Raw genomic sequence first — 15,152 nt, 5'->3', positions numbered from 1 at the left:
ATTCAACAAAGGTTTTTTAACCGGTTCAAAAATTGTTTCGAAAATGATTCGTCTAGCCGGATAGCTTCCAATAACAATTTCTTGATGGCCTGTTCGTCAATTTCTTCAGGCGTTAAAAATATTTTGTAAAATACCTGTTTATTGGTTCCGTGTTCTAAATAATTATCTGCATCTTTTAATTTGTTGCCATGCCAAAACCCCAGCAACACACCCTCTTTAATTCCTCCCTTTGGAATAGTGGCTGGCCATACAATACAAATGCCTTTATATCCAAAGAAAAATGGAACATTATATGAAATTTTCTCCCGGCAATATGCAGGCAAATTTTCAGCAATGATTTGCCTTAATACATCCACAATGATCCGCTCATTTTCAGGAAGCAAAGAAAATAATTCAATTACGTTTTTGATTTTTATCCTAATTTTTATACTGAACAAAGCGCAATCATGGGATAACACACTTGCATAATCCCGTTGCTGCTAAAGTATACAATTATTTATCACTGGTTGTAATACAACGTTAGTTGTGCAGATTGGTAAAAGTAAGTTCAAAGGAGAGGTGCTGGATGATTAAAGGAAGGAGTATTTTTTTAAAAACGATGACTTTCCACCGGTCTCTTTTATTATATTTTTGAAGATCGCTTTTTATATCCCAGGTATTTAAAACAATACCGGTAGTTAGAAATCCTTTGTCAATAGTGTTGGTCAGATGAAAGGCATCAGTTGTCCAGACCAGGAACGTTGTACTTCCGAAATAAGCTTCGCTGAAATCTCCATCATCGAAGTTTTTATACTTTCTTTTGTAACTTCTGCTGATATCGGTAAAGTCGTTTCCCAGGCCATAACTGTGATGCTCAATAGCCTGGTTAAAACCGTACGATACACCTGATAGTGCAAAAGCTCCATAACCAAAAAATTCTTTTTTAGTCGGTTTCCACCATTGTTGTGCCTGCGTGGTAAACAACAAAAGCAAAGCCAACGAACTTAATAATATTTTCTTTTTCAAATGTTATTGTTTTCGGCTCCTGGGGGTAGTCTTTGGCTAAAGGAGATATTAATTATATATATCAAACGGATATGGGCTAATAACGGATAAACTGCTTTTTTATTTCTATATACCTTTATTCCGCGGAACCTGTTGAACCACTTATAATTCCTTGGCCCATGAGCAGGTAAATTGTACTACAGAAGCGGCCGTTAATGCTATATGAATTTTGAATAAATAGTTTTAACTTTAAGAAATGGCTGCTATGCAAATCTTTGAAATTATTTTCCCCGTTTATATTTTATCAATCGCCTTCGGCATAACAGCAAGATGAAGCTTACCGGAATTAGATAGTCAGTTTTGTTTAGTTACTGATCTTGACCGGGAGTCATTACTGGATGACAAGTATAGTCGGGATTGCTGTACGAAGCGGTTACTGTTTAGCAATACTTACAAACAATTAAAGTGAATTTCAAACAGTCGGATTCAAAAGCAGTTAGTTAGTATAAGATGATATATTGGTTTCTAAAACTTTAGTGCTCTAATTCTGGAAAAGCTAATTGAAGGGTTTTCATTGCAGTAAAATATAACGTTTGTTGTTGCTGAATAAATGAATTTCGAATGGATACACACTTTTTTGGAATGATGTAATAGTTAAAGCTGAAAAATGACATGGTTTTTGCTGGGAGGTATAAAGTATACGAGTTTGATAAATTTTAGATACAATATTCGTTTACAAAGTTTACAATACTCTAAACTTAACGATCGTAATCTGAAGCTAAATGGGCATAAGTTGGTTTGGTATTAAGGAAATAAAGATGAACTTTGTTCTAAGGGCTAAAAATTTTCAGTAAAAAATCGTTATAAAACAATAAAATGTTGGTTAAGCGAATGAGCAGTCTGTTTAAGCTAAATTGAAACGTCGAATAAATTTAAATAAACTGCTTATATTTCAACGATAACCTGAATACTAAGGAAATAATTAAAACCGTAAATGAAAAATCTGCAATCCTTTTCTGTGTTACTTTTTTTATTGGCGTCGCTGGCGAGTTGTCAAAAAGAACTAAGTTTTAATTCTGATATACCAGGCATCAAAATATTTGAAAAAACCTGGATGCAGAAAAACCTGGATGTGACCACTTATAGAAATGGCGACCCAATACCGCAGGTTACAGACAATGCAACATGGGACCAACTGAAAACAGGTGCCTGGTGTTACTATAATAATGATACAGCCAACGCTCAATACGGAAAGTTATATAACTGGTATGCCGTAAATGATCCAAGGGGATTAGCTCCTGAGGGATGGCATATTCCGACTAAAGAGGAGTGGGTTATGTTGGTGGACTCCCTTGGTGGAGATCCCGTTGCCGGTGGAAAATTAAAAGCTACACGATTATGGCAAAGTCCCAATACAGGAGCTACCAATGAAAGTGGTTTTGGTGCACTCCCCGGCGGTGTCAGAAATGTTATGGGCGAATTCGGAGGAATGGGTACAGATGGTTACTGGTGGACAATTAAAGAACACGATGCAACCACGGCTGTCGAAAGAAATATGGCGTACAATCTCACCGACTGTTATATGTATTTTCTTGAAAAGCAATTTGGAATGTCTGTTCGTTGCGTTAAGAATAGCAATTAGTAGTATTATCGATTATTTCTTCAATTTGATATTTCCTCCCACAGGCAGTTTGCTGGGCACAGATTCAGGAATGGAATGATCATATCCTGCATCGTTCAGTGTATTTAGAAATTCAACAATTCTCGGTATGTCTTTAAACTCAATCCTCACTTGTTTTGCAAGGGAGTCAAGTTGTTCTTCCGGCACATACTTTGTTTTTAAAGGTTTGCCTCTCAGGTCTTCATAAAAAGTCAGCACATTCTCCAGGTTAGTAATTTTACCACTATGCATGTACGGCCAGGTAAAGCGTAGATTTCTCAGCGAAGGTGTACGAAATGCAAAACTGTTATGATAGCCTGAATCAATATCTTTTCTTTTATCAGCATCCGGGGCGCCCATAATATGTACTTTAAAATCCGAAAACATAGGGCCGCTATGGCACCTTGCACAGCCTGCATTCATAAAAAGGGTAAAGCCTTCTTTTTCGGATGATGAAAGTGCCGCCGACTGTCCACGCATATAAAGGTCAAACCTGGATTGATTGGCAATGAGTGTTCGTTCAAAGCAGGCTATCGCTTTTGCAAGATTAGTGGATGTTATCGATGTGTCACTTCCAAAAACGCTTTTAAATAGTGTACGGTAAACAGGTATGGCACCCAAGCGGCTTATTATTGTATTTAATACTTCTTTTTCTTTAACTGCTGTCCCTCTCATTTCTTCAAACTGCCGGATAGGATGCAGTGACTGGTCTTCAAGACTGGTGGCACGCAGATCCCAGAACATGGGTGCTTTTTCAGGATCATAATCCCCGTTTATATCAATGCCATTGAAGGCGGTATTCAAGATTGATTGAGAATTTCTTTTGGTAGGTGGCACAATGTCCGCATGGCGAAAATACCTGCTGGAACTGAGCCCTACGCCGCCTACACCAATAGACAAGTCAATATTTTCCGCGTAGCCAAATTCAGGATGGTGACAACTGGCACAACTCACATCCTTGTCGCCGGACAAAATTGGATCATAAAACAGCAAACGCCCCAAAGCTGCTTTTTCATTAGTAAAAGGATTTTGCCTGGGATGAATAACAGTCAACGGCAACGCACTTACAGAGCCGGGATCGGAGACAGCCTTCTTCGGGTGCGATGCTTCAGTTTTGTCTCCGGCTTGTAAACAGGCAGTGCAAAACAGGATTACTAATCCGGTCAATAATATTATCACAAATAATAGACGACTTGGCATAATAAGGTTTGCAGCAAAAGTTATAAGCTAAGTTAATTGATATGTTGAAATGCCAGCCGGTCAATTGAAGAAAGATTGAGGAAGAAATGCTGCGGTGAAGCACTATACAGATTTTTTAGGTAACAACATGTTACTAAAAATCAGATTTTATTTTTACCGGAGTTTTCATGCAACCATTAAATTTAATAGCTAGATTGGTTGCTTAAATACCATTTTTTACCTCTTGTAAATTGTATTGCACCCGATTTATTTTCAACTAACTTAATTCAATAGAGCCGCAGAAGAAGTGCGTCAATAACATCTTATTCACAATTATTAAGCGAAGTTTCGTAAAGTGTATTTTGATTGCCTGCAACAACTAATTTAGCTATCGGAGAATAATCCTGAAATACTGACTGTCCATCAGCATATACTATTTTTATGACCGCACTTAATTCATTGTTGGAAGCTTACTCAATACATCAAATCAAAGTGTGGGTATTGGCACCGCTTGTTGAAAGCAACGATACCAATATTGATTACTATTATGATTTTAGCCAGAGCATTGCTGAATATGATACAGTTTTTACAGCAATTGGTATCGAATGGAAATGGCAACCCGTTACGATGAAAAATTACATCAGCATTGTCAACCTGATTGAAAAGGAAAAAGATTTTGGTGATAAAATTCCGGTGGTGTTCAATCTTTGTGATGGGGATGAAATAAATGGAATCCCGGGTTTATCTGTAGTGAAATTATTGGAAGAAAAAGGACTGATTTATACAGGTGCAGATGAATATTTTTATCGCATTACCACTTCCAAAATTCCAATGAAACTGGCGTTCGATAATGCAGGCGTACCTACCGCAAATTGGGTGGCCATCCATGATAACGAACAGGATTGCGGTGGAATTTGTGAAGCATTTGGCATACCGGTAATTATAAAGCCATCTGTTTCGGCAGGTAGTATGGGCGTGGGCATTCAGAATGTGGTGCATAATTCAGGAGAGGTGAAAGAACAGGTTGATAAAATGTTTTTCGGTTATCGCGGATGGAATCTTGCTGCAGATGGCCTGATCGCCGAAGCATTTATTACCGGCCCGGAATTTACTGTGCTCATTTCCGGCTCATATAACTATCCCGAGACTGCTAAAATTTATACGCCGGTAGAAAGAGTATTTCATCCATCATTGCCCGAACAGGAAAAATTTTTATCGTTCGACAGGCTGTGGGAAATTTATGAAGATGAAACACCTATGCCTGGCGAAGAAAATTTTTATGAATATCAGTTACCGGATCCGGGTTTGATTGACGAAATAAAAAGAATATCCTGGGATGCATATGTTGCTACAAAAGGATGTGGTTATACCCGTGTGGATTTAAGAATAGACAAGGCAACCGGTAAAATATATGTACTGGAAGTAAATGCGCAATGTGGTCTTAGCGAGGATGAAGATTTTACTTCTATCGGCGCTATTCTTCGCCTGAGCAGTAACACGTTTACTGAACTTGTTGCGGAAATTATTAATGATGCTTTTTTACGCCATTCAGCCAAGCAAATTAATATACGGCTGGCTTAGCCTTAACCATATCAACAATGAAAATTTGCGTTCTTCAACCGGATTATGCTACTTCTGACGTGGATTATCAGTATTATGATCCTGCAAGGGATTTAAGTCATTTGTTGCCAGATGCGCTGTTTCATCATGTGCTACTAAATAAACTTTCAGTTTACAAGCAATTGAAAGAACTGAAGAAAAGCAACTATGATATTTTTGTAAATCTTTGCGAAGGTTACCTGGAATGGAATGTGCCATCTATAGACGTTATTTATTTTATGGAGATGCTGAATCTGCCTTTTACAGGTCCATCTTCAATGTTATATGATCCGCCAAAAAACCTGATGAAATATGTCGCCTATACAGAAGGCATACTAACACCTGCATTTGCGTTGGTTGAATCTATTGCTGACATAGAAAGAGAATGCAACCACTTAAAATATCCATTGTTTGTTAAGCCTGGGAAAGCGGGCGATAGTTTAGGAGTTGATCAACAATCCCTGGTGTATGATAAAGCTGCGTTGCTGCAAAAAAGTGAAGATATTATTGAAGAGTACGGGCCACTGCTGGTAGAAGAATATATTGGAGGTCGGGAGTTTACAGTTATGCTTGTGGCTGATGCGGATAACAAAAAAAAGTGCACGGTTTTTAAACCGGTTGAATATATTTTTCCAACAGGTTTTCAATTTAAAACCTACGCTTTAAAAACTTCTGAACTGCATCCCGAAGCAAATATTCCCTGCGATGACCAGGAACTGGAGGCGAAATTGAAAGATGCCGCAGTAAAAATTTTTCAGGGTTTTGATGGTGTTGGTTATGCAAGGCTTGACTTTCGGGTGAATGATAAACAAGATATTTTTTTCCTGGAGATCAATTTTACCTGCTCTGTTTTTTATAAAGACGGGTACGAAGGCTCAGCGGATTATATTCTGAAAGCCGATGGAGTCGGCCAGGCCGGTTTTCTGCAAAAAATAATATCCGAAGGAATAGCACGCCATAAAAGGAAGCAGAAAAAATATATCATGAAAGGCAATTCCATCGCCGGTTATGGCATTTATTCTACCCAAAATATAGCAGCTAATGAGCTGATTTTCAAAGGGGAGGAGCTGGCCCAGCGCATCGTTACCCGTAACTATGTAAACGGTTGCTGGGAAGAAAAAGAAAAGGATATTTTTAAAAAGTATGCATATCCACTGAGTAAAGAGGTATTTTTGCTGTGGGATAATAACCCGGCAAACTGGGCTCCTCAAAATCACAGTTGTAATCCGAACACCACTTATGAAGGTTTAAACGTAATTGCATTACAAAATATTCCGGAAGGCGAAGAACTAACCCTCGACTATTCAACCTTTCTTGATGAAAATATGGAGCCTTTTGACTGTCGTTGCGGTTCGCAAAATTGCCGTGGAAGGATTACAGGAATGATTAATAATTCTGTAACCACCAGGGAAATTTCACGCAACGGATAAAGCAACGCCGGGTGCCCACTTACTAACCCCAACAAATTCTATTTCACAGGCGATTTTCATTTAGTTGATTTAAGCATCTAAAGAACCAAGCAATGGCTAATTTTAAAATACTGCGTAATCTCATTATGAAGCACAGGTATCAGCTGATACTTACGTATTCATTGTTCTCCCTCGAAATGCTGGGGAGCCTGTTGCGCTTTTATTTTTTTGGCGAGGCTATCAACGAGTTGATAAAAGGCAGTTATCGTGGTTTGATTATATTAACATTAGTGCATCTTGCTTATTTAATCATTGGTACGGTGCGGCACATGTTTGATACCCGGACGTATTCAGCCATCTATACATCTATGGTTACCGGCATTGTGAGCAGAAAATACCGTACGCCGGATGTGTCAAAATTAACAGCGCACTCAACACTCGCCAGGGAATTTGTTGATTTCCTGGAGCATGACCTGGTATATGTTATTGAAGCAGCTTATAACATTTTTGGTTCTTTAATTATTTTGTTTTTCTATGATAAACTCATTGTTAGTATCTGTCTGATTATGATGGTCCCGGTAGTGCTGATCAGCAGAGTGTATGGTAAAAAAATGATGCGGTTGAATAAAAGCAAAAATGATGAACTGGAAAGGCAGGTAGATATTATTTCAGCCGGAAACCCTGTTCATATTCATCGTCATTATACCAATTTGCGTAAATGGCAGATTGGTATTTCTGATAAAGAAGCCTGGAATTTTGGATTTATGGAGCTGATGGTATTGCTGGTAATTACGGTTTCGCTGATAGCATCAAAAAGTTTACATAGTGCTACTATTATGGCCGGAAGCCTGTTTGCTGTTTATAGTTATATTTTAAAATTTGCCTCTGGTCTCGATACGATTCCATATACCATGGAACGTCTTTCGTCCCTGAGCGATATTACCCGCCGGCTGGAATCTGAATCTGTAAATGTGCCGGTAGAAAAAGACATCGATGTTGAAATCGCCGCCATTTTTTTGGCAGAGGAAGATGTTATGTAGACTATCTCTGCTGGAAATTTGTCCTTTAACTTGCTATATCTGATAATGGTTATTTCTCTGCTCTATCCGGGTCCCTTAATTTCAATATTGTTGGCACGATTTTACAACCTGATTGGGATGAATCATTTCACAACATTTTAAAATCAGGAATTATGTCAATCAATCTTTTAGAAACAGTACAACAAAACTTAGGATATCCTGCATTACAAAAAATAGATCCAAATACACAGGAAGTAGTGCTGGGTGCGGATACGCCCAATGAAGACAGATTCAGCCAGGCTGCAATACCTGCGGTACTAACTGCTTTTTATAAATATGTTCAGTCTGACGATGGTGCTGCCGAATTTTTGCAAGGTAATTTGAATACAAACTGGTTGGATAAAATTTTCCCCGATAGTAGAAAAGAGGCGGTTCAAACTATTTCGTCCTACGCCCACCAGTCAGGTCTGGATCCGGTTAAAAAAATAAATGAAATTGCAAGTGAAACTGTACAGGTGGTAAAGGCAAATCTTCCAGAAGATGGGGGGATCAAAGAAGTAAAATCTTTTTTCAAAAACCAGCGCAATACCATTTTACTGTATCTGCCAGCAGCTTTGAACATGGGTGAATTGCTGCACGATACCACTTTGGATGATAATACCAATAAAATGGAAGGGCCCGTATCGAGTTTAATGCACAGCATTGGATCTGCGTTTAATAATAATTGAGATAATAGCATGCAGCCTGGAAACATGGAATTTCTGGCTTATAGCAGTTTGTAGTTTTATATTACCCGCATACGGCTAAAACAAAAAGTGTTTAAATGATAGGATTTTGCCGGGCAAATTATTAAATTTGATTACACTAAATATACAATTATGAAAAAGTATCTGTTGCTTGTAGTATCATGTTTTTGCCTTGCTGTTACCTATGCATTTGATAAAGGAAAATGGACGGGTTATATCAGTGATTCTGATTGCGGCGTAAAAGGAAATAAAAAAGATCATGCCGCCTGTGCTAAAAAGTGCATCGCCGCAGGAGCCAAACCAGTTTTTGTTGTTGGAGAAAAAGTATACACCATCAACAATCCTGAAAAAGTCGCCAATTTTATTGGTCAGAAAGTAACGATCAGCGGCACCATTACAGATGATGCGCTGGAGATTGAGAAGGTTGGAAAATAAAACAGGAAAGAAAATTAAGTTGTAACAGGCTAAGACAAAAAAAAGTCTTAGCCTGTTTTTGTATAATGTATGCATTTAACCAACTTGTTCAACATTTATTCGGCTTTATCTTCAGTTCGCTTTTACCTCCCTCTATAGAAAAATTATTAATCACAATTTTTCTATATCTTTCATGTCAGTATTTTGTCCAAATAAATTGCTTTACACAGAATTATGCTGCCATGAAAACACTTTTTTGCTTCATCGCCCTCACATTTTTTTGCTTACAATCATTCACTCAGGATTTTGACTTCCCTTTAGATCTTCAGTTGTTTACAAGCGAAAATTATACCCGCTACGAACAAGATATAACCAATGCAGAAAAATGGCTGGTAGCGACACCACTAAATAAGAGAAAAGCTGTTGCTGCATGTGTACTTCAAGAGGGAAGTGGAAACGTCATGGTGAATTGTAATATCACTGCTGGTCTTCTGCAAATTTTTGCATTACCTGGTCCGCATCTATAATTCTTTAAAAAAGTTTTTAAGGCTATTTAAATACGTTCATTATCATTTTTAAACACAAAAAACATCGACATGGAAAAAGAAGAATCAAATTACAACATGATTGACTGGTGGAAAAAAGTAGTTTTTAAAAACTATGCAAATTTTCAGGGCAGAGCCAGGCGGGCCGAATATTGGAATTTTGCTTTGGTTAATTTTCTTTTGGTCATTCCTTTTTATGCTATTGCCCTTACCGGGCTTTTAAAGGGAATGACGGTTTTATCCGTATTGGGTTCTACGGTCTATATGGTCGTAGCTATTGGTACTTTAGTTCCTGGCTTGGCTGTTGCTGTCAGGCGTTTGCACGACCTGAACAAAAGCGGATGGTATTATTTCATTGCCCTTATTCCTCTGATCGGCGCCATCATTTTGCTGGTATGGTTTTTTACCGATGGCAACCGGTCTGCAAATAACTATGGAGAGGATCCTAAAAACCCGGCAGGCCCTGAATTTGATTTTGAACAAAAAGCAGTGTCGGCGGATGGTAGGTTAAAGAATTGATATTTTCCATAATCAAATCCCTCTTGCTTTGTTAGTAAGAGGGATTTCTTTTTTGTTGACTTAAGTTGACCAAGATAAGAAAGTCAAAAGATTGAAATAAAACAATTAAAGAAAAATCACTAACCTATTAACATTAACCACCATTCTATTTAAATTAATTACAATGAAAAACCTGTTGCTTCTTTTATTGGCCTGCTTAATTTTCGAGAAAGATTTAGCTCAGGTAAAAAACTGTAAAGATGTAAATGAAGGAGTGTTTTACTCTTATCCTAAAAATACATCCAAACAATATCAGTTAAATCGTAAAGATGATATTCAAAAAGAGACAGACTTGGCTACAGGAGACAGTAGCTTATGGAAAGTGAGTTGGCTAAATGATTGTACTTATAGCCTCACTTATATTTCGGGAAGTGCAAAATTAACCGAAGAAATGAAAAGCTTTTCTGGGGCACATCATTTGGTTACCAAAATAGAGACCGTAACGAATGACTTTTACAGTTACCAAATATTTATTGATAAAGTGGCGGGTAAATATCTTTTGGCGGATACAATATGGACTCAAAAGAAATCAGGCCCAACAAATAACACTTTATTTGAGGCTATACCAGCAAATGTATCTGGCAAAAAAATAAATTTTACCTCTAAGTCTCCTTTTGCTTTACTGTATGTATACAGGCCTGCTAGATTTGCGGGATCCAAGGGAGAGTATAATTTATATTTTGATGATAATATTATTTGTTCATCAAAAAATGGCGTGGCATATGTTTTTAAAGTTTTCAAAGAGGGGAACTTTAAATTATCAGCCAAACTATTTAATCAAAAAGAAACAACTCAAAATATAAATATAAAATTTGGGTGACAAATTTACCTAAAGGCTGGCGTTAAATTTATTTTTGCTAATGCGTCTGGTTGGCGACCGGATCTTTTAACTATGGATACGGAAAAAGGTAGTGAGGAATTTTCAGCAATTGAAGTTGAGTAATATTTTCGGTACGTTATTGGGCTGTTGTACAAAAGTGTAGCAGCAGCTTTTCTGATTGGATGAGTTTTAATTTAAAATGTAAAACCAAAAAAGGCAAAAATTACTTTTGATAATCTTCAAAAGATAAAGACCTTCACGTGATTCTATAAAGTTCTCAAAGCATTAAAAGTAAAAGAGGAAGATGGAACAATTTTCCCTAAAGTTGTCGCCGCCCGGACCAAAAGACCATTTTAATAAATAGGCATTATTTATAATCTGTATGGTAGAAACCTGTGAATAACCGTGAATAACTCGTGCATACATTCAAATTCACTTTCTAAACCATTGGGCTATATTTGCCCTCTTACTTAAATTATAGAACCGTGCGTTTAAAGAGTCTTGAAATAAAAGGATTTAAAAGTTTTGCTGATAAAACCGTACTCAATTTTGATGAGGGTATTACCGGTGTTATCGGGCCCAATGGTTGTGGCAAAAGCAATATCATTGATAGTATCCGCTGGGTAATCGGCGAGCATAAAATAAGCAACCTGCGAAGCGAAAACCTGGAGAGCCTGGTGTTTAACGGTAGCAAAAGCCGCTCTGCGAGTGGGCTGGCAGAAGTGAGCCTCACTTTTGAAAATACCAAAAACCTGTTGCCAACGGAGTTTAATATGGTAACAGTTACCCGTAAATATTATAAAAACGGGGAAAGCGAATACCGCCTGAATGATGTGGCTTGTCGCCTGAAGGATATTCATAATTTGTTTATGGATACCGGCGTTAGCACGGACAGTTATGCCATCATTGAACTGGGCATGGTGGATGATATTATCAAGGATAAAGAGAACAGCCGCCGTAAAATGCTGGAACAGGCAGCGGGGATAACTATTTATAAAACCCGTAAAAAAGAAGCCAAGTTAAAACTGGATGCTACAGAGCAGGATTTGGCCCGTATTGAAGATTTACTGTTTGAGATCAATAACCAGCTGAAGAGCCTGGAAAGCCAGGCAAAAAAAGCAGAGAAGTATTTTGAGATAAAGAAGGAATATAAGGAAGTGAGCATTGAGCTGGCCAAGGCAGCGCTGGAGGGATTTAACATTACCTACCGCGACCTGAATCACCAGCAGCAAACCGAAGTAGATAAGCGCCTGGAATTGGAAGCTGCCATTGCATTGGAAGAAGCGGGGCTGGAGCAGGAAAAACTGGGCTTTATTACACAGGAAAAAAATCTGCAGGATATGCAGCATGCCTTTAACGATATGCTGGGTGCCGTGCGTAGCAAGGAAAGTGAAAAAAGCTTAGCGGCACAACGCCTGCGATACTTAAGAGAACGGGAAACCAGCCTGAATGATTTTTTACAGAAAGCAGGCGGACAATTAAAGGGGTTGGATGAAAGTATCCAGTTTACCAGTGTGCAGATTGGTGAAGACGAACAGAAGCTGGAAGAACTGGAAGGCCGGTTGGAAGAATTGAAAAATGCGGTGGAAGACAAACGCAAAACGTTTGATGAAAAACGCAGCAGCATTGATGCCCTGCGCCGGGAAAACCAGGCCATACAACGTAACCAGTTTGACGCAGAAAAAAAAGTAGCGGTGGCCGATACCAGCATTCAAAATGTACAACGTACCATTGTTCAGATACAGGATGAAAAGAGTCAGCGCCAAAGCCAGTTACAACAACTGGAAGCCGACCGGAAAGTGAAGGCGGATGAGCTGGAGCAAAAGAAGGTTGACTTGCAGCAATTGCAGGATCATCACGAGTTTACAAAAGAACAGATTTTTCAAACGCAAAGTATGCTGGAAAAACTGCGTGGAGAACTCGCAGAAGAAAATAGAAAATTCGATAGTAAGAAAAACGAATACGCCTTGCTGAAGAGCCTGGTGGATAGCATGGAAGGCTACCCTGAGAGCGTAAAGTTTTTGCATAAAAATCCTAACTGGAATCATGAAGCGCCGTTGCTGAGTGATATCATTTATGTACAACCGGAATATCGTGCGGCGGTAGAAAATGTATTGGAGCCTTACCTGAATTATTACGTGGTAAATAATTTAGAAGAAGGATTGAAGGCGATCCATTTGCTGGATGATAATAAAAAGGGCAAAGCCAATTTCTTTTTACAGGATAAATTTACCGGTTTTGAAGAAAGTCACCAGCCGGAAAGAACAATACCTGCGCTAAGTGTAATCGAAGTGGATGGGAAATATGCTCATCTTGCCAAACACTTGCTGGGCAATGTTTTCATAGCGGAAGATGAAGACGCACTTACCAACAGCAACGGAGCGGTGGTACTGGAAAAAACGGGTAAATATGTAAAAGGCAAATATTCCCTTACCGGCGGCAGCGTTGGTTTGTTTGAAGGTAAGAAGATTGGCCGTGCGAAGAATTTAGAAAAGCTGGTAGAAGAAATCAGTGCGCAGGAAATTGTGGTGAATGAACTGAAAGCAACCATACAGGCCCGCCACAATGAAGTGATTGCTTTTAATGAGCAGCTGAAAGAAAATGCTATTAAGCAAACACAGCAGGACATAAATAATCTTACGAATCATGTGTTTAGCCTGCAGAATAAAATTGAGAACCTGCACCATTTGGAAGAAACGAGCAGCAAAAGAATTGATGACTTGCAGGAACAATTGGAAACAAGTCACGATGCAATTGCCAACACCAGGGAGGAACTTGAAAAGCTGAATACCCAATTGGAAGAACTGGGCGATACAATGCAGGGAGTAGAACAGGATTATGCTTCGGCCGAGCAGGAATACAATTTTGCTACAGCTACTTACAATGATGGCAACCTGCAGTTTACCCGCCAGCAAAGCAAAGTGGTGTCTTTAAAACAGGAGTTTGAATTTAAGAGCCGCCAGTTAAATGATTTGAAAATTCAGATAGAAAGCAGTACAGTTCAGTTAACTGAAGCTGCCGCCAGCATTGGTGAAACCGCCGCCACATTGAGTGAACTGGAAACATTGGTGAAGGACTTGCTGATGAATAAAGATGTGGAAGAAAAGAAATTAAATGAAGCCGACCAGGCTTATTATAATTTACGCAATGCCCTGGCAGCAAAGGAAAGCGAGCTGCGCCACAAACAAAAATCCAAGGAAACGATTGACCATTTATTAAGTGAAATAAAAGATAAACTCACCGAATTAAAACTGCAACTGGCAGGTATGAAAGAAAGGCTGCAGGTAGAGTTTAAAATTGATCTGGATACCATCATTGATGAGCCAAGAACTGGCGACGTTCCATTGGAAGATTTACAGGAGAAGAATGACCGCATGCGCAAACGCCTGGAAAATATTGGTGAGATAAACCCGACTGCAATTGAAGCGTACACCGAAATGAAGAAGCGCTATGAGTTTATCATGGAACAGAAGAATGACCTGGTAACGGCTAAAGACAGCCTGATGCAAACCATACAGGAAGTAGAAGCCACGGCCAACCAGCAGTTCCTGGATACGTTTAATAAAGTAAGAGATAATTTTCAGAAAGTATTTAAAGCGCTGTTTACAGAAGATGATACAGCAGATATGGTATTGGTTGATCCGACCAATCTGGCCGAAACAGGAATTGATATCGTGGCCAAACCAAAAGGTAAACGGCCGTCGTCGATAGGGCAGTTAAGTGGTGGAGAAAAAACATTAACGGCAACTGCTTTATTGTTTGCCATCTATTTAATTAAACCTGCACCTTTTTGTATATTGGATGAAGTAGATGCGCCACTGGATGATGCGAACGTAGGCAAGTTTACAAAGATGATCAAACAGTTTAGCGAGAATAGCCAGTTTATCATTGTTACACATAACAAACAAACGATGAGTGCCGTAGATGTGATTTATGGTGTAACCATGCAGGAGCCAGGCGTAAGTAAGCTGGTTCCGGTGGATTTCAGATCATTAAATTAACAGCACGAATTTTTAATCACGAATTACACGAATTGAAATATACCCCGGCATAGCGCGGGGTTTTTTCGTAGGTTAAGGTCGGGGCCTGATCTGAAGAGAAAATCAATGAAATTTGATCCTGTATTAAAACCCGCTTCCAAAAAATAGCTTACACTGTAGAAATAATGACCCAGCATTTAGATTGAAAACAAATAAAACGTGTTAAGCATAAGGTAATT

General features: G+C 38.7%; 13 protein-coding genes. 10 read left to right on the top strand and 3 right to left on the bottom strand.

Annotation, left to right across the window (positions count from 1 at the left end; all coding sequences use genetic code 11):
* Window positions 1-2 precede the first annotated feature (2 nt).
* Window positions 3-383: a DUF1801 domain-containing protein gene (locus JWR61_RS12330; protein WP_301928102.1), complete on the bottom strand. Its 381-nt coding sequence runs from the start codon at window positions 381-383 to the stop codon at window positions 3-5.
* 136 nt (window positions 384-519) lie between these two features.
* Window positions 520-1,005, bottom strand: a complete 486-nt coding sequence (locus JWR61_RS12325) for a hypothetical protein (protein WP_301928101.1) — start codon at window positions 1,003-1,005, stop codon at window positions 520-522.
* 973 nt (window positions 1,006-1,978) lie between these two features.
* On the opposite strand from JWR61_RS12325, the gene JWR61_RS12320 reads away from it, so the two are divergent.
* On the top strand, window positions 1,979-2,626 hold the full coding sequence (locus tag JWR61_RS12320; protein WP_301928100.1) for a fibrobacter succinogenes major paralogous domain-containing protein: 648 nt from the start codon (window positions 1,979-1,981) through the stop codon (window positions 2,624-2,626).
* A gap of 12 nt (window positions 2,627-2,638) precedes the next feature.
* On the opposite strand, the gene JWR61_RS12315 is transcribed toward JWR61_RS12320, so the two are convergent.
* Window positions 2,639-3,844, bottom strand: a complete 1,206-nt coding sequence (locus JWR61_RS12315) for a cytochrome-c peroxidase (protein WP_301928099.1) — start codon at window positions 3,842-3,844, stop codon at window positions 2,639-2,641.
* A 420-nt stretch (window positions 3,845-4,264) separates the two neighbouring features.
* Between JWR61_RS12315 and JWR61_RS12310 the strand changes: the two genes are divergently transcribed.
* From JWR61_RS12310 to smc, 9 genes are all read left to right on the top strand, one after another.
* Complete coding sequence (locus JWR61_RS12310) at window positions 4,265-5,404, top strand: hypothetical protein (RefSeq protein ID WP_301928098.1); 1,140 nt, start codon at window positions 4,265-4,267, stop codon at window positions 5,402-5,404.
* 17 nt (window positions 5,405-5,421) lie between these two features.
* On the top strand, window positions 5,422-6,852 hold the full coding sequence (locus JWR61_RS12305) for an SET domain-containing protein-lysine N-methyltransferase (protein WP_301928097.1): 1,431 nt from the start codon (window positions 5,422-5,424) through the stop codon (window positions 6,850-6,852).
* Window positions 6,853-6,944: 92 nt separating this feature from the next.
* On the top strand, window positions 6,945-7,871 hold the full coding sequence (locus tag JWR61_RS12300; RefSeq protein WP_301928096.1) for an ABC transporter six-transmembrane domain-containing protein: 927 nt from the start codon (window positions 6,945-6,947) through the stop codon (window positions 7,869-7,871).
* Window positions 7,872-8,023: 152 nt separating this feature from the next.
* On the top strand, window positions 8,024-8,578 hold the full coding sequence (locus JWR61_RS12295) for a hypothetical protein (protein WP_301928095.1): 555 nt from the start codon (window positions 8,024-8,026) through the stop codon (window positions 8,576-8,578).
* Window positions 8,579-8,728: 150 nt separating this feature from the next.
* The gene (locus JWR61_RS12290) at window positions 8,729-9,031 is read left to right on the top strand and encodes a hypothetical protein (protein WP_290336090.1); all 303 of its coding nucleotides are present in this window, start codon (window positions 8,729-8,731) and stop codon (window positions 9,029-9,031) included.
* A 221-nt stretch (window positions 9,032-9,252) separates the two neighbouring features.
* Window positions 9,253-9,537, top strand: coding sequence for a hypothetical protein (locus tag JWR61_RS12285; RefSeq protein WP_301928094.1), 285 nt, complete (start codon window positions 9,253-9,255; stop codon window positions 9,535-9,537).
* 69 nt (window positions 9,538-9,606) lie between these two features.
* Complete coding sequence (locus tag JWR61_RS12280) at window positions 9,607-10,074, top strand: DUF805 domain-containing protein (RefSeq protein ID WP_301928093.1); 468 nt, start codon at window positions 9,607-9,609, stop codon at window positions 10,072-10,074.
* 163 nt (window positions 10,075-10,237) lie between these two features.
* Window positions 10,238-10,933: a hypothetical protein gene (locus tag JWR61_RS12275; RefSeq protein ID WP_301928092.1), complete on the top strand. Its 696-nt coding sequence runs from the start codon at window positions 10,238-10,240 to the stop codon at window positions 10,931-10,933.
* 485 nt (window positions 10,934-11,418) lie between these two features.
* Window positions 11,419-14,934, top strand: coding sequence for a chromosome segregation protein SMC (gene smc / locus JWR61_RS12270; protein WP_301928091.1), 3,516 nt, complete (start codon window positions 11,419-11,421; stop codon window positions 14,932-14,934).
* Window positions 14,935-15,152 lie beyond the last annotated feature (218 nt).

This window comes from Ferruginibacter sp., from assembly GCF_028288465.1.
Lineage (GTDB): Bacteria > Bacteroidota > Bacteroidia > Chitinophagales > Chitinophagaceae > Ferruginibacter.
The sequence above is the reverse complement of the archived record's forward strand: the minus strand, read 5'-3'. Positions and strand labels throughout refer to the sequence as shown.